This window comes from Mesorhizobium sp. LNJC405B00, from assembly GCF_000502615.1.
Lineage (GTDB): Bacteria > Pseudomonadota > Alphaproteobacteria > Rhizobiales > Rhizobiaceae > Mesorhizobium.
The window spans coordinates 204,362-219,505 of the sequence record NZ_AYWC01000005.1 but is presented as its reverse complement, the minus strand read 5'-3'; the positions used below and the strand labels follow the sequence as shown (position 1 = coordinate 219,505).

At 63.8% G+C, this 15,144-nt stretch carries 13 protein-coding genes and 1 pseudogene; 6 read left to right on the top strand and 8 right to left on the bottom strand.

Annotated elements, in window-relative coordinates; all coding sequences use genetic code 11:
• Nucleotides 1-46: 46 nt before the first annotated feature.
• From X756_RS153040 to X756_RS153050, 3 genes are all read right to left on the bottom strand, one after another.
• Entirely contained in the window at nt 47-553 is a 507-nt protein-coding gene (locus X756_RS153040) for a heme-degrading domain-containing protein (protein ID WP_023729710.1), read from the bottom strand.
• Nucleotides 554-865: 312 nt separating this feature from the next.
• Nucleotides 866-2,182, bottom strand: coding sequence for a guanine deaminase (gene guaD / locus X756_RS153045; protein WP_023729709.1), 1,317 nt, complete (start codon nt 2,180-2,182; stop codon nt 866-868).
• A gap of 2 nt (nt 2,183-2,184) precedes the next feature.
• Nucleotides 2,185-3,402 carry a urate hydroxylase PuuD gene (locus X756_RS153050; protein WP_023671372.1) on the bottom strand — a complete coding sequence of 406 codons (1,218 nt, stop codon included), beginning with the start codon at nt 3,400-3,402 and terminating at the stop codon, nt 2,185-2,187.
• A 135-nt stretch (nt 3,403-3,537) separates the two neighbouring features.
• Here X756_RS153050 and X756_RS153055 point away from each other — a divergent pair, with 135 nt between their 5' ends.
• From X756_RS153055 to X756_RS153065, 3 genes are all read left to right on the top strand, one after another.
• A complete protein-coding gene (locus X756_RS153055) occupies nt 3,538-4,458 on the top strand; it encodes a LysR family transcriptional regulator (RefSeq protein WP_023671373.1) in 921 nt (306 codons plus the stop codon).
• Nucleotides 4,459-4,565: 107 nt separating this feature from the next.
• A complete protein-coding gene (locus X756_RS153060; RefSeq protein WP_023729708.1) occupies nt 4,566-5,507 on the top strand; it encodes an LLM class flavin-dependent oxidoreductase in 942 nt (313 codons plus the stop codon).
• Nucleotides 5,504-6,763, top strand: coding sequence for an LLM class flavin-dependent oxidoreductase (locus X756_RS153065; protein ID WP_023729707.1), 1,260 nt, complete (start codon nt 5,504-5,506; stop codon nt 6,761-6,763). Before X756_RS153060 ends, X756_RS153065 begins: the two co-directional genes overlap by 4 nt.
• On the opposite strand, the gene xdhC is transcribed toward X756_RS153065, so the two are convergent.
• From xdhC to uraH, 5 genes and pseudogenes are all read right to left on the bottom strand, one after another.
• Nucleotides 6,760-7,473: a xanthine dehydrogenase accessory protein XdhC gene (gene xdhC, locus X756_RS0134175; protein ID WP_245264499.1), complete on the bottom strand. Its 714-nt coding sequence runs from the start codon at nt 7,471-7,473 to the stop codon at nt 6,760-6,762. The genes X756_RS153065 and xdhC overlap by 4 nt on opposite strands.
• A gap of 181 nt (nt 7,474-7,654) precedes the next feature.
• Nucleotides 7,655-7,855 (bottom strand): annotated as a pseudogene (locus X756_RS1000000168730) (XdhC family protein); the annotation flags it as partial.
• A gap of 74 nt (nt 7,856-7,929) precedes the next feature.
• Nucleotides 7,930-10,296 carry a xanthine dehydrogenase molybdopterin binding subunit gene (gene xdhB / locus X756_RS153070; protein ID WP_023671377.1) on the bottom strand — a complete coding sequence of 789 codons (2,367 nt, stop codon included), beginning with the start codon at nt 10,294-10,296 and terminating at the stop codon, nt 7,930-7,932.
• Nucleotides 10,296-11,777: a xanthine dehydrogenase small subunit gene (gene xdhA, locus X756_RS153075; RefSeq protein ID WP_023729706.1), complete on the bottom strand. Its 1,482-nt coding sequence runs from the start codon at nt 11,775-11,777 to the stop codon at nt 10,296-10,298. Before xdhA ends, xdhB begins: the two co-directional genes overlap by 1 nt.
• A 3-nt stretch (nt 11,778-11,780) precedes the next feature.
• Complete coding sequence (gene uraH, locus X756_RS153080; RefSeq protein WP_023694734.1) at nt 11,781-12,155, bottom strand: hydroxyisourate hydrolase; 375 nt, start codon at nt 12,153-12,155, stop codon at nt 11,781-11,783.
• A gap of 183 nt (nt 12,156-12,338) precedes the next feature.
• On the opposite strand from uraH, the gene puuE reads away from it, so the two are divergent.
• From puuE to X756_RS153095, 3 genes are read left to right on the top strand one after another with little or no spacing between them, the layout of a single operon-like run.
• Entirely contained in the window at nt 12,339-13,757 is a 1,419-nt protein-coding gene (gene puuE, locus X756_RS153085; RefSeq protein ID WP_023729705.1) for an allantoinase PuuE, read from the top strand.
• A gap of 26 nt (nt 13,758-13,783) precedes the next feature.
• A complete protein-coding gene (locus tag X756_RS153090) occupies nt 13,784-14,647 on the top strand; it encodes a bifunctional allantoicase/(S)-ureidoglycine aminohydrolase (RefSeq protein WP_023729704.1) in 864 nt (287 codons plus the stop codon).
• The gene (locus X756_RS153095) at nt 14,644-15,144 is read left to right on the top strand and encodes an ureidoglycolate lyase (protein ID WP_023694737.1); all 501 of its coding nucleotides are present in this window, start codon (nt 14,644-14,646) and stop codon (nt 15,142-15,144) included. The genes X756_RS153090 and X756_RS153095 overlap by 4 nt, the downstream gene beginning before the upstream one ends.

The window sequence follows — 15,144 nt, the reverse complement described above, 5'->3', positions numbered from 1 at the left end:
ATACGGGGAGAAGGTGCCGGCAGGCGGATGAGGGGCAGCGCTAGCGTCACGATTTATCTTCCGGCGGCAGCGCCAATTGTGTCCGATCAACGCCGAGATGATCGCACAGTGCATCGACGACGACGCCGTGGTCCTGGCGTTCCGGCAGGCCGGAGACGGCGATGACGCCGATCACGCCAGCCCCCTTTACAGTCACCGGAAACCCGCCGCCGGCCAGTACGTAATCAGCAATATCCAGCCCCTCGCCGACCTTGAAGGTGCGGCCCGGTCGCTGCTGTTCCAGCACCAGGCGATAGGTGCTCCTGAGGTAGCGCTTGACCACATTGATCTTGCGTCGAGCCCAATCGGGGTTGGAGGCGTTCGAACCCGGCAGCGCGGCATAGAACAGCGGCCGATCCCACAGCCTGATATCGATGATGATGGGCAGCTTTTCGGCCAGCGCCCGCTCGCGGATCGCCGCGCCGACCTTGAAGGCGACGGCCTCGTCGAAGGCCGGGAAGACCAGCGTCTCTTCCTGTTTCTGGATCAGAGCGATGTCGTCTGCGGCGGCCATTTTTGTTCTCCGAAATCGTCACAAATCGTGTGTACGACAAGCTCCGCCCGGTCAAGGTCTCGTCGCGGTGGTGGTCTTGCCCCGCCAGGGTCGCCCCCCACTCCGTCGAGCTTCTCTCGACACCTCTCCCCCGATCGACGGGGTATAGGAAGGGCGCAAAGCTGTCCGAGCCGGCGCCCGTCCTCCGAAGCAAAGGCTCCCTTCCTCTCCCTCCGGAGGGGGGAGAGTTGGCGCCGCGAAGCGGCGACGGAGTGGGGGAACCTCTTGGCAACCAGGCGCAATCATCATCTTGTCCCGCGCGGATGATGAGTCCTAACCCGCGATCATATCACTCTTGGCCGGCCGCCCCGCAACATAGACCTCGCGCACCGCGCGGTCGTCGCCCAATGTCTGCAGCAGGAACAACTCCTCCGCCAGCGTCTCCGCAGTCTCCATCCTCAGCCGCATCGCCGGCGTGGCGCGGGCGTCGAGCACGGTGATGTCGGCATCGGTGCCTTCATCCAGCGTGCCGACCTTGTCCGCCATAGACAGCGCCTCGGCATTGCCACGTGTTAATTGCCAGAAGGACTGGAACGGGTTCAGCTTTTCGCCAGTCAGCGCGATCACCTTGTAGCCCTCGTCCATGGTGCGCAGCATCGAATAGTTGGTGCCGCCGCCGACATCGCTGGCCGCGGCGATGCGCAGCGGCTTGTCGCGGCGCCGAAAGCGCTGGTAATCGAACAGGCCAGAGCCGAGGAACAGGTTCGAGGTCGGGCAGAACACCGCCACCGAGCCGCTGTCCGACAGCGCATCGGCCTCGCGTTCCAAGAGATGGATGCAGTGGCCGAACAGGCTCTTTGGCCCCAGCAGGCCATACTGCTCGTAGACATCGGTGTAGTCGCGCGCCTGCGGATAGAGTTTTTGCGTGAAGGCGATTTCGGCGTGGTTTTCCGACAGATGCGTCTGCATATGCAGATCGGGATGCTCGCGGCAGAGCGCGCCCGACATCTCCAACTGTTCGGGCGAAGAGGTGATGGCGAAGCGCGGCGTGATCGCATAAAGCTGGCGGCCCTTGCCGTGCCATTCCGCAATCAGTGCCTTCGTATCGTCATAGCCGGATTGCGGCGTGTCGAGCACGCCTGCCGGCGCGTTTCGATCCATCATCACCTTGCCGGCAATGTTGAGCATGCCGCGCGCATGCGATTCGGCAAAGAACGCTTCGGCAGACGCCTTGTGCACCGAGCAGTAGGCGGCGACCGTCGTCGTGCCGTGGCGCACCATCTCGTCCAGGAACAGCCGGGCGATGCGGCGGCCATGCTGGGCGTTGGCGAATTTGGTCTCTTCGGGAAAGGTGTAGGTGTTCAGCCAGTCGAGCAGTTCGGCGCCGTAGGAGGCAATGACCTGCATCTGCGGAAAATGCGCATGCGCATCGATGAAGCCGGGCAGCAGCAGATGCGGCCGATGATCGATCTTTTTCGCACCGTCGCCCGCTTGCTTTTCGACTTCCGTGTAGCTGCCTACGGCAACGATCCGGCCGTCGCGGATCAGCAGGCCGCCATCCTCCTCATAGCGCCAGGCGGCATGGTCGTCGATGGCTTCGGGCCAGCGCAAAAAACTTAGGGTGCGGCCGCGCAGAAGTGTGGAGGTCATCCCTATTTCCCTGCGCCTTCGAACCAGGCGACCAGCAGCGCCCGTTCCTTGTCGCTGATCTGGGTGACGTTGGCGGGCGGCATGGCGTGGCTGCGCCCGGCCTGCAAATAGATTTCACGCGCATGCTCGGCAATGCCGGCGTCGGTGTCGAGCATCACGCCCTTCGGCGCATGGTAGATGCCTTCATAGACCGGCTCGGCCGTATGGCACATCGAGCAGCGGCCAAGCACGGTGTCGCGCACCGCCGGGAAATGCGACGAGGCGATATAGACTTCGGCCGCGGCGGATGCCTTGGGCTCGCCGGTCAGTATTTTCGGCGCTGTCGACAGCCACATGATGATGACGAACAGCACCGCAGCCGCCATCCAGGTCCAGTGGGGGTTGCCGGCACGCTTATGCACGGTGTTGAAATAGTGCCGGATCAAGACGCCGATGATGAACACCAGCGAGGCGATGACCCAGTTGAACTCCGTCGCAAACGCCAGCGGATAGTGGTTCGACAGCATCAGGAACAGCACGGGCAGCGTCAGGTAGTTGTTGTGCAGCGAGCGCTGCTTGGCGATCTTGCCGTATTTCGGGTCGGGCTTGCGGCCGGCAATCAGGTCGGCGACGACGATCTTCTGGTTTGGAATAATCACCATGAAGACATTGGCCGACATGATAGTGGCGGTGATGGCGCCGAGATGCAGGAAAGCGGCGCGGCCGGTGAACAGATGCGTCAGACCCCAGGCGATGAACACCAGAACGCCATAGAGCACCAGCATCAGTCCGGTGTCACTTTTGCCGAGCGGCGACCGGCAGAGCAGATCGTAGACAACCCAGCCGACGCCGATCGTCGCCATCGACAGCAGGATGCCCACGGGAACCGACATGGACAGAACATTGGGGTCGATCAGGAACAGGTCGGCGCCGGCATAGTAGACCACGCACAGCATGGCGAAGCCGGACAGCCAGGTGGCGTAGGATTCCCACTTGAACCAGGTCAGGTGTTCCGGCATTTCGGCCGGCGCCACCAGATATTTCTGGACGTGGTAGAAGCCGCCGCCATGCACCTGCCATTCCTCGCCGAATGCGCCGACCGGCATGCCGGGGCGCTGGCGCAGGCCAAGGTCGAGCGCGACGAAATAGAAGGACGAGCCGATCCAGGCGATGCCGGTGACGACGTGCAGCCAGCGCACGGCGAAACTCAGCCAGTCCCAGAAAATCGCGAAATCCATCATGTGAAATCGTCCCTGCCGATCGGCTGACTTTACGGTGTGGGGCGCAAACGAAAAGAGGCGAGGTGTACGATGACTTTCAAAAAAAAATGGAAAATACTAGGCTGACCACGTACGCCGCCACATAAAGAGCCACGAATGGCCTATCTCGACAACATCGCCGTCTTCGTCCGCGTCGTCGAGCTTGGTAATCTCTCGGCGGCGGGCCGCGACATGCGCATTTCGCCGGCGGTCGCCTCCAACCGCATCAAGGAGCTGGAAAAACACCTCGGCGTGCGGCTGTTCAACCGCACCACACGGCAATTGATGCCGACGGAGCATGGCACGGTGTTCTACTCCGGCGCCAAGCAGGTGCTGGAGGCGATCACCGAGGCGGAAGCCGCGGTCTCGGCTCTTTCCGGCCAGCCGCGCGGCACCATCAAGGTGACCGCCCCGCTCGGCCTTGGACGGCGGCTGGTGGCGTCGGGCATTCCGGATTTCCACGACAAATACCCCGATATCGAGGTGCGGCTGAGGCTCTCCGACCACAATATCGACATCATGAAGGAAGGCATCGACGTCGCCTTCAAGCTCGGCATCATTGAGGATTCCAGCCTGCGGATGCGCGGCATCATGGAATGTGAACGCGTGCTGGTGGCGGCACCGAAATATCTCGAAGCGCGGGGCGAGCCGGTGGAGCCACAGGAGCTGATCGGCAAGAAGCACGACTGCCTGATGCTGCGCTATTCCGGGGCGCGCGAATATGTCTGGACGCTGCAGACGCCGTCCGGCCCGCAGAAATTCGAGGTGCACGGCCCCTACGACACCGACGATGGCGATGTGCTGACCGGCTGGGCGCTGTCGGGCCGCGGCATCATCAACAAGCCGCGCTTCGAAGTGGAACCTTTCATCCGCGACCGGCGGCTGCAGGTCATCCTGGCCAGCACGCCGCCAACGCCGGTGCAGTTCGCCGCCGTCTATCCGCACAAGAAGCTGCAGGACCCGAAGGTGCGGCTGTTGCTCGACTTCATGGCCGAGCGTTGCCAGCGGCTGATCAAGGATTTGCTGGCCGGCAAGTGAGGGGCTGTTGGCCCAGTCGCCAGGGTTGTCTTACAAGCAGGTGACCTTAGGTTCGCATACGCTGCCCTATGATCGATGGTCCCATGCCGACTGACCAGCAAGCCACAATGCATCTTGCCGTTTCGCTCAACATTACTTCCGGGCAGCCGCTCGGGTTCAGCGACCTGGCCGGCTTTGCCAAGCAAGCGGAAGCGGCGGGGCTGGACATGATTGTCCTCGATGATTCCGCGCCGAACAGCGCCGGGTCGAGTTCTTTCGAAGTGACGACCTTGCTGGCGGCGCTGGCGACGGTGACAAGTCGGATCGGCCTTGTCGCTGCAGCCTCGACGGTGGCTCACCAGCCGTACAATCTGGCGCGCCGTTTTGCTTCGCTCGACAGCATCAGCCATGGCCGCGCCGGCTGGCACGCGACCATGGCGCAGGCGCCACGGGAAGCCGCCAATTTCAGCCGGCCGGATGGATTTTCCGACGATGTGTTCCGCCGCCGCACGCAGGAATACATCGGTATCGTTCAGCGCCTGTGGCAGGGCTGGGATGCCGACGCGCTGCTGTTCGACAAGATCGGCGGCCGCTTCCACGATCCCGAAAAAATGCACCTGCTCGACCACAAGGGCGAATTTTTCTCCGTGCGCGGGCCGCTGAACGTCGCGCGCTCGCCGCAGGATACGCCGGTGCTGGTGCTGTCCGGCCTGTCCGAGGCCGACCTGGATATGGCTGCCCGCACTGCCGATGTCGTCCTGCTGGACAGACCCACAAAGGACCCCAAGGCGCGCCATGACGATCTCAAGCGCCGCGTTGTGGCCTGCGGACGCGATCCGGGTGCGGTCAAGCTGCTGCTGAACGTTGGCGCAGATGTCGCTGCCAACGCGCTCGAAACATGGTTCAGCTCGCAAAGCTGCGACGGGTTCAACATCGCAATACCGCCTGCGGCGATTGACGGTTTCATCGGCCGCGTGCTGCCGGAATTGCAGCGCCGCGGCCTCGTCCGCCCGGATTATCCCGGCACCACCTTGCGCTCTCATCTCAGACTTGCCGGAGGAGCGCAATGACCCGCCAGATGAAGCTTGGCGCCTTCCTGTGGGCGACGGGCCACCACATCGCCGCCTGGCGTCACCCCAAGGCGCATGTTACTGCAGGCATCGACATCGATCATTACATCCAGCTGGCGCGCACGGCGGAAGCGGCGAAGTTCGACATGGTGTTCTGCGAGGACGCCGCCGGTCTGCGCGAAGCCAATGTCGGCATCGCCAGCCAGACCTCACGCTCGATCGGCTTCGAGCCGATCAGCCTGCTGTCCGCGCTCGCCGTCCAGACCAGCCGCATCGGCCTCGTTTCGACGGCCTCGACCAGCTACAACGAGCCCTATGGGCTGGCGCGCACCTTTCTGTCGCTCGATCATCTGAGTGGTGGCCGGGCTGGCTGGAACCTGGTGACGTCGGCCAGCCCCATCGAAGCCGCCAATTTCGGCGCGATGGGCCTGAAACCCCATGCCGACCGCTACGAGCGGGCGCGCGAATTCGCCGAGGTGGTATCAGGACTTTGGCAAGGCAGTGGCTTTCACGGTCACAACGGCCAGAGCTTTTCGGTGCGCGACCCGCTCGACCTGCCGCGCTCGCCGCAGCGCGCGCCGGTGATGGTGCAGGCCGGCGCCTCGGATGTCGGCCGCGACCTTGCCGCCCGCACCGCCGACGTCGTGTTCACGGCGGCGCAGACCCTCGAGGAAGCCAAGGGCTTTTACGACGACCTCAAGGGCCGTATGGCTGCCTATGGGCGTCAGCCCGACGACATCAAGATCATGCCGGGCGTCTCCCCCGTGGTGGCGGAAACCGAGGCCGAAGCGCGGGAGAAACAGGAGGAATTGCAGGCGCTGATCCCCGACGATGTCGGCGTGGCGCTGCTGTCCAGCTATCTCAGCATCTCCGATCTCGGGAGCTATCCGATCGACGGACCGATGCCCGAACTGCCGGAGACCGAGGGCATGAAAAGCCGCCAGGCGCTGGTCATCGAACAATCGCGCCGCAACGGCCTGTCGATCCGCCAGCTTGCCCGCCATTTCGCCGGCGCACGTGGCCATTGGCGTATCGTCGGCACGCCGGCGCGGATCGCTGACGAATTGCAGGCGCGGTTCGAGGGCGGCGGCGCGGACGGCTTCAACGTCATGCCGTCATACTTCCCCGGCGAGCTCGATGCCTTTGCCACGCTGGTGGTGCCGGAACTGCAGCGGCGCGGACTGTTCCGTCGGGAATACGAAGGCAGCACCTTGCGAGATCATCTTGGCCTGAAGCGGTCGGATAAAAAAGATTAGCCGGCTACCTCTTGGCCTTGCCGCGCCTGCTGGCTTACCGCCGGTGCCGCGCCGTGCGCGACCAGCGCCGTCATGATCTCGGCCGCGGCCAGCGCAGCTATGACCGGTGGGCGCTTGTCCTTGACCGCATCGCCGCCGATCGGCGAGACGAGGCGGGCGAACTCAGCCTCCGTGCCCTCCGCCGATTTCAGGAACCAGTTCCTGAACGTCGCTCTCTTGGTTTTCGAGCCGATCATGCCGACATAGGCCGCGTCGTCGCGCTTCAGCGCTTCGGCGACGATGAGGAAATCCAGCGCATGGTCGTGGGTGAGGATGGCGAAGGCGGTGCCGGCGGGGGCGTTTCGCACCTCGGCCTCGGGCATCGGCGTCAGCCGCGTCTCGACGGTTTCCGGCATGCCTTCCAGCGCTTCGGCCCGCGTCTCGATGACGACACCATGCACGGGAAGAAGTGCTACCGTCGCGGCCAGCGCCCGGCCGACATGGCCGCCGCCGAAGATATAGACATGCGGCAGGTGGGCTTCCTCGGCTTCTGCGGCCGCGATCAGCTCGGCAGTAAGCGCGGCATCGACGACACGGATCAAGACTTCGACGCGCCCGCCGCAGCACTGGCCGATCTCGGGGCCTAGCGGCACGTCAAGCGTGGCGCAGACTTCGTCGAAGCCGATGCGGGCTTCTTTACCCTCCCCCTTGTGGGGAGGGTCGGTGAGCAAGCGACTCGACGCGTCGTTGGCGAAACGGNCTATCCTGTCGAAATCGTAGCCGTCGCGAAAAGCGCCAGCCCCCTACCTCCCCCTTGTGGGGAGGTCGGACCGCAGGTCCGGGTGGGGGTCGGTGCCGCACCCCCACCCCGCTGCTGCGCAGCGACCCTCCCCACAAGGGGGAGGGTGAAGACCCCACCATCTGCCTCGCCTTGTCGATCGCCATGTACTCGAGCTGACCGCCGCCGATCGTGCCAAAAATCGCCGCCTGCGATACGAGCATGAAGGCGCCCTTCTCGCGCGGGGTCGAGCCTTTGGTGCCGGCCACTTCGACCAGAGCAAGCCGGCCGGCGCTGGCGAGAAAAGCTCTGAGCCTTTGCACTTTCGACTTCATATTTCGCATTCCCGTACGGGAAATATAGGGTTTTTCAGTCTGAATTGCACGTTTTGCCAGAATCCAGGTCAGAGTCAGGCGCTATTCTTGGCTTCACCCTTCAGCCGTTCGATCGCCATCAGCACCCGTTCTGGTGTTGCAGGAGCGTCGAGACGCGGACAGACCTTATGATCGGCCACACTTGCCACCGCGTCCGACAGCGCATGCAGCACAGACATGCCGAGCGGGAAGGGCGGTTCGCCGACCGCCTTGGAACGGTGCACCGTCGGCTCGTTGGCCTCCGGCCAGTCGGCCAGCGTGACGTTGAATATCTTCGGCCGGTCGGACGCGAGCGGGATCTTATAGGTCGACGGCGCATGCGTGCGCAGCCGGCCCTTGTCGTCCCACCACAGCTCCTCCGTCGTCAGCCAGCCCATGCCCTGGATGAAGCCGCCCTCGATCTGGCCGAGATCGATGGCGCGGTTCAGCGAGCGGCCGGTTTCATGCAATATGTCGGTGCGCTCGACGACATATTCGCCGGTCAGCGTGTCGACCGAGACTTCCGAGCACGAGGCGCCATAGGCGAAATAATAGAACGGACGGCCCTCGCCCTTGTCACGGTTCCAGTGGATTTTCGGCGTCTTGTAAAAACCCGCCGCCGACAGTTGGATGCGGGCCATATAGGCCTGCTTGACAAGGTCGGTGAAGGCGATCTCCTGGTTGCCGATGCGCACCCGGTTGGGCAGGAAAAGCACCTGCTCGCGCGGCACCTGGTATTTTTCGGCGGCGAAGTCGGTCAGCCGTTCCTTGATCTGGCGGGCGCCGTTCTGCGCCGCCATGCCGTTGAGGTCGGTGCCGGACGACGCCGCGGTGGCCGAAGTGTTGGGCACCTTGCCGGTGGTCGTCGCGGTGATCTTGACCTGGTCGAGGTCGATCTGGAACTCTTCCGCCACCACCTGCGCCACCTTGACGTAGAGGCCTTGCCCCATCTCGGTGCCGCCGTGATTCAGATGCACCGAACCGTCGGTGTAGACATGCACCAGCGCGCCGGCCTGGTTGTAGTGGGTGGCTGTGAAAGAGATGCCGAATTTGACCGGCGTCAGCGCCAGGCCGCGCTTGATGAAGCGGCTGTTGGCGTTGAAGGCCTGGATGATGCGGCGGCGCCCCGCATAGTCGGCGCTCGCCTCCAGCTCGGCGACGATGCGGTGGATGATGTTGTCCTCGACCGTCTGGTGATACGGGGTGACGTTGCGGCCCCCGTCTTTATCACCACTGGTGCCATAAAAATTCTGCTTGCGGATTTCGAGCGGGTCCTTGCCGACGGCAAAGGCAACCTCGTCGATGACGCGTTCGGCGCCGACCATGCCTTGCGGGCCGCCGAAGCCGCGAAACGCCGTGTTCGACACGGTGTTGGTGTAAAGCGGCGCCGATTGCGCATGCACCGCCGGCCAGAAATAGGTGTTGTCGCAATGGAACAGCGCGCGGTCGGTGACCGGGCCGGACAGGTCCGATGAAAAGCCGCAACGCGCCGCGAACATGAAGTCGACGCCAAGAATGTTGCCGGCGTCGTCGAAACCTACTTCGTAGTCGACGAGGAAGTCATGGCGCTTGCCGGTGGCAATCATGTCGTCGTCACGGTCGGGCCGGATCTTGACCGCGCGATGGTGTTTCTTGGCGGCGATCGCAGCCAATGCCGCAAACTGGTTGCCTTGCGTCTCCTTCCCGCCGAAGCCGCCACCCATGCGGCGGATTTCCACTGTGATGGCGTTGCTCGGCACGCCCAGCGCATGGCTGACCATATGCTGGACTTCGCTCGGATGCTGGGTCGAGGAATAGATGGTGACGTCCTGGTCCTCGCCAGGAATGGCCACTGCGATATGGCCTTCGAGATAGAAATGCTCTTGGCCGCCGATGCGCATCTTGCCCTTCAGCCGGCGCGGCGCCGCCTTGATCGCGGCAGCGGCATCGCCACGCTTCAGCGTGAGCGGCGGCGTGACCAGCTTGTCCTTGCGGGGGTCGAGATCGCCAATGTCGGTGACGAAAGGCAATGGACTGTATTCGACCTTGGCCAGCCGGGTGGCGCGGCGCGCCTGTTCGCGCGTCTTGGCAATAACGCAGAAGATCGGCTGACCATAAAACTGCACCTTGTCGTCGGCCAGCACCGGCTCGTCGTGTCGACCGGTCGGCGAAATGTCATTTTCGCCCGGAACGTCCTTGGCCGTCAGCACATCGACGACGCCCGGCGCCGCGCGCACCGCCGACAGATCCATTTTGCTGATCGTCGCATGCGTCGCCGTGGACAGGCCGAGGCAGCCATGCAGCATGCCCGCCGGTTCCGGCATATCGTCGATATAGACCGCGCTGCCGCTGACATGCTTGTGCGCGGAATCGTGGCGCTGGTCGGCGGCGACGCCACCGGAAATCTTCTGCGCCTTGAGATCTGGAGAGGCGTGCTTGTTCATCAGGCCGCCTCGTTGCGTGACACCTGGAACGGCGCCTTGCTGCCGCTGGTTTCGGCAAAAAAGCGCAGCAGCAGATTCCTGGCCGCCAGCGCCCGGTATTCGGCCGATGCCCGCATATCGGTCAGCGGGGTGAAATCGCCGGCATATTCAGCCATGGCCGCTTCCACCGTTGTCTCCGTCCACGGCTTGCCGAGCAGCGCTTTTTCGACACCGAAAGCCCGCTTCGGGGTGGCCGCCATGCCGCCATAGGCGATGCATATATCGGCCACGGTTCCGTCCTTGGCCAAGTCGAGGAAAAAGGCGCCAAGGGCTGCGGTGATGTCCTCGTCGCGGCGCTTGGTGATCTTGTAGACGGCAAACTTCGTGCCCTTGGCCGGCACGGGAACGTGCACGGCCTCGACGAATTCGCCTGGCTGCCGGTCCTGCTTGCCATAGGCGATGAAGAAATCCTCGAGCGCGATGGTGCGCCGCTTCTTGGCGCGGCGCAGCGTCAGTTGCGCACCAAGCGCGATCAGGGGCGGCGGCGTGTCGCCGATCGGCGAGCCATTGGCGATGTTGCCGCCGATGGTGCCCATGTTTCGTACCTGTTCGCCGCCGATGCGGTCGAACAATGGCCCGAGCGCGGGGATGCGCTTGGCCAGTGTCGCGAAGGCGTCGGTGTAGGTAACGCCGGCTCCGATGGTGATGACGTCATTGTCTTCGGAGATCGCGCACAGCCCCTCGAGATTGCCGATGAAGACTACCGGTGAGATGTCGCGCATGTGCTTGGTGACCCACAGGCCGACGTCGGTCGAGCCGGCGACAACAGTGGCGTCGGGTTCCTTATCCAGTACAGCGGCGAAATCATCGGCGTTGGCCGGGACGACCAACCTCAGCTTGCCGGCGCCGATTTCGACGCGGGCACCGTCATGCATAGCCTCGAGCCTGGCGGTGATCGCCTTGCGCTCGGCCGCCAGCGGATCCTTCGCCGCCTTGCCGTAGCTGGAGATGGCACGCGCGGCGCGCATGATCGCCTCATAGCCGGTGCAGCGGCAAAGATTGCCTTGCAAGGCCTTTTCGATCGCCGCATTCGACGGGTCCGGCGACTTCATCCACAGGCCGTAGAGCGACATGACGAAGCCCGGCGTGCAGAAGCCGCATTGCGAAGCGTGGAAATCGACCATCGCCTGCTGCACCGGATGCAATTGGCCAGGCGCGCCGCGCAGATGCTCGACGGTGACGACATGGGTGCCGTCGAGCGAACCGAGGAAGCGGATGCAGGCATTGACGCTTTCGTAAACCAGCTTGCCGGCGGACAATTTTCCGATCAGCACCGTGCAGGCGCCGCAATCGCCCTCGGCGCAGCCTTCCTTGGTGCCGCGCAGCGAGCGGTCGAGCCGCAACCAGTCGAGCAAGGTCGCGTCGGGCGCCACCGACGACAGCGCGACATCCCTGCCATTGAGGATGAAGCGGATCTCGTTGCGTATGATGATCTTGGCCATGCGTCAGCTCCCCCTGTAGGTCGAGTAGCCATAAGGAGAGATAAGCAACGGCACGTGATAATGCACGGATTCCGCCATGCCGAAGCGGATCGGCACACTGTCGAGGAAGGCCGGTTCCGGCAGTTTGGTGCCCTGGCCGCGTAGATAGTCACCGGCGGCGAACACCAGTTCGTATTCGCCGAGGCGGAATTCCGCTCCTGCCAGCAGCGGCGCATCGCAGCGGCCGTCGGCATTTGTGACGACGGTCTTCAAATGTATCCGCGCGTCGCTCTCAAGATGATAAAGCGCGATCGACAGGCCCGCCGCCGGCTTGCCGGTCGCGGTGTCGAGCACATGCGTCGTCAGACGTCCGCCATCGGCTTTCGACGTTTCTGCCACTGGCGCCTCCCATTTCCGATACAGCCGAACAAAGCAGTGAATTGTGCGCCAATTAAAGGCGATGCATAAGTCCCGGTCGAGCGGAGTGGCACAAAAACACTTTCAAAAATTTCGGGGGAATGCGCGAGCAACCCTTTCGACTATCCTGATCATAACTTCCGGCAGCGTCCGGCGGGAGGGGCAATGCGTTACTCTAGAGACATGCGCGGCTACGGAGCCAATCCGCCGGATCCGAAATGGCCGGGCGGTGCGCATGTGGCCGTCCAATTCGTCGTTAACTACGAGGAAGGCGGCGAGAACTGCGTGCTGCACGGCGACAAGGCCTCGGAAGCCTTCCTGTCGGAAATCGTCGGCGCCGCGCCCTGGGTCGGCCAGCGCCACTGGAACATGGAATCGATCTACGAATATGGCGCGCGGGCAGGCTTCTGGCGGCTGCTGCGCCTGTTCAGCGAGGCGCAAGTGCCGGTGACCTGTTACGGGGTCGCCTCAGCATTAGCCCGGTCGCCCGACCATGTGGCGGCGATGCAGGAGGCCGGCTGGGAAATGGCCTCGCACGGCCTGAAATGGATCGACTACCGCGACCACAGCGCCGAGGACGAGCGCCGCGACCTCGAAGCGGCGATCAAGCTGCACTACGAGGTGACGGGCCAACGGCCGACCGGCTGGTACACCGGCCGCACCTCGGTCAATACGGTGCGGTTGGTGGCCGAAGAGGGCGGCTTCGACTACGTCTCCGACACCTATGACGACGAACTGCCCTACTGGTTCGAGCACAGCGGCGGCGCGCAACTCGTCATCCCCTACACGCTCGATGCCAACGACATGCGTTTCGCCACGCCGCAGGGATTCAATTCCGGCGACCAGTTCTTCGCCTATTTGAAGGACAGTTTCGACACGCTCTATGCCGAGGGCAAAGCGGGCCGGCCGCGGATGATGAATATCGGCCTGCATTGCCGCCTCGTCGGACGTCCTGGTCGGGTGGCGGCGCTGAAGCGCTTCGTCGACTATGTGAAATCGCACGACAAGGTCTGGCTGGCGCGGCGGATCGATATCGCCAGGCACTGGCAGGAGAACCACCCCTACCAGCCGGCGGCGCTCAAGCCGTCGAAGATGGCGTTCGAAACCTTCGTAGACACTTTCGGCGGCGTGTTCGAACATTCGCCCTGGATCGCGGAACGTGCCTATGAGCTGGAGCTTGGGCCGGCGCATGACAGCGCCGGCGGCCTGCACAATGCGCTCTGCCGCGTCTTCCGCGCCGCCAGCGAAACCGAGCGGATCGGCGTCCTCAACGCCCATCCCGATCTCGCTGGCAAACTGGCCGAAGCGAGACGCCTCACTGCGGAATCCACACGCGAGCAGGCCTCCGCCGGCCTCGACGCGCTGACCGACAAGGAGCGCGAGCTGTTTTCCAAGCTCAACGCCGCTTACGTCACCACCTTCGGCTTTCCCTTCATCATCGCGGTGCGGGGCAAGACCAAGGAGGAGATCCTCGCCGAGTTCGAGGCGCGCATCGGCAACAGCCGTGGCGTAGAACTCGATACCGCCTGCAAACAGGTCGAGCGCATCGCGCTGCTCCGCCTGAAAGACATGCTCCCGCTCTAATGAAATGACTGAGGGGTCAGGACCCAATGGATATGATCAAGACTGACCAGAAAACCTATTATGCACCGCATGGCGGCCATCCCGGCCAAAATGAGCTTTTGACCGGCCGCGCCATCTTCACCGAGGCCTATGCCGTCATACCGAAGGGAGTGATGCAGGACATCGTCACCAGCCCACTGCCGTTCTGGGACGAGACCAGGGCCTGGATCATCGCCAGGCCGCTTTCGGGTTTCGCCGAGACATTTTCGCAGTACATCGTCGAGGTCCTGCCCGGCGGCGGCAGCGACCGGCCCGAGCCGGACGCCGGCGCCGAGGGCGTGCTGTTCGTGGTTGAGGGCGAGTTGACCGTTTCGCTGGCCGGCAAGAAGCACGTGCTGCAAGCCGGCGGTTTTGCCTTCCTGCCGCCGGACAGCGGCTGGACGGTGCGCAACGAAGGTCGCGACGCCGTACGCTTCCACTGGATCAGGAAGGCCTATGAGGCCGTCGACGGCATCGACGCGCCGGAAGTCCTGTTCAGCAGTGACCAGCAAATGGCGCCGACGCCGATGCCCGGCACCGAGGGTCGCTGGGCGACGACCCGTTTCGTCGATCCAGCCGACATGCGCCACGACATGCACGTCACCATCGTTACGCTCGAGCCTGGCGCCGTCATCCCATTTGCCGAGACGCATGTCATGGAGCACGGGCTCTATGTCTTGGAAGGCAAGGCGGTCTACCGCCTCAACCAGGACTGGGTCGAGGTCGAGGCCGGCGACTTCATGTGGCTGCGCGCCTTCTGCCCGCAGGCCTGCTACGCGGGCGGCCCAGGCAAATTCCGCTATCTCCTTTACAAGGACGTCAACCGGCACGCCAAGCTCGGCGGGGCGGGCATTGGCGGTCGCGCGCGGTGACCCGCATCACAGCGCGGCCGCTGACGCGCGAAAGCTTTGCCGGCTTCGGCGATGTCATCGACATGGGCGGCGGCAATCACTACCCGATCAATGGCGGCAAGACCGAGCGCTACCACAATCTCGCCACCGCTGAAGCCGCGGGACCGAATGCCTGCGTGCTGATCTCGATGGCGCGCGGCACGCCTTACGACCTGCCGCTGAAGCTGACCATGGTCGAGCGCCATCCCTTAGGCAGCCAGGCGTTCATCCCGCTGTCACCGCGGCCTTTCCTGGTCGTCGTCTGCCATGACGGCAAGGACGGTCCGGGCGAGCCGCACGCCTTCATCACCGCACCCGGGCAAGGCGTCAACTATCCGCGCAATCTCTGGCACGGCGTGCTGACGCCGCTCGGCGAAGCGCAGGATTTCGTCATCGTCGACCGCGGCGGTGACGGCTCCAACCTCGAAGAGTTCCATTTCTCGCACCCCTACGAAATCCATCTCCCCAACGAGACCTGA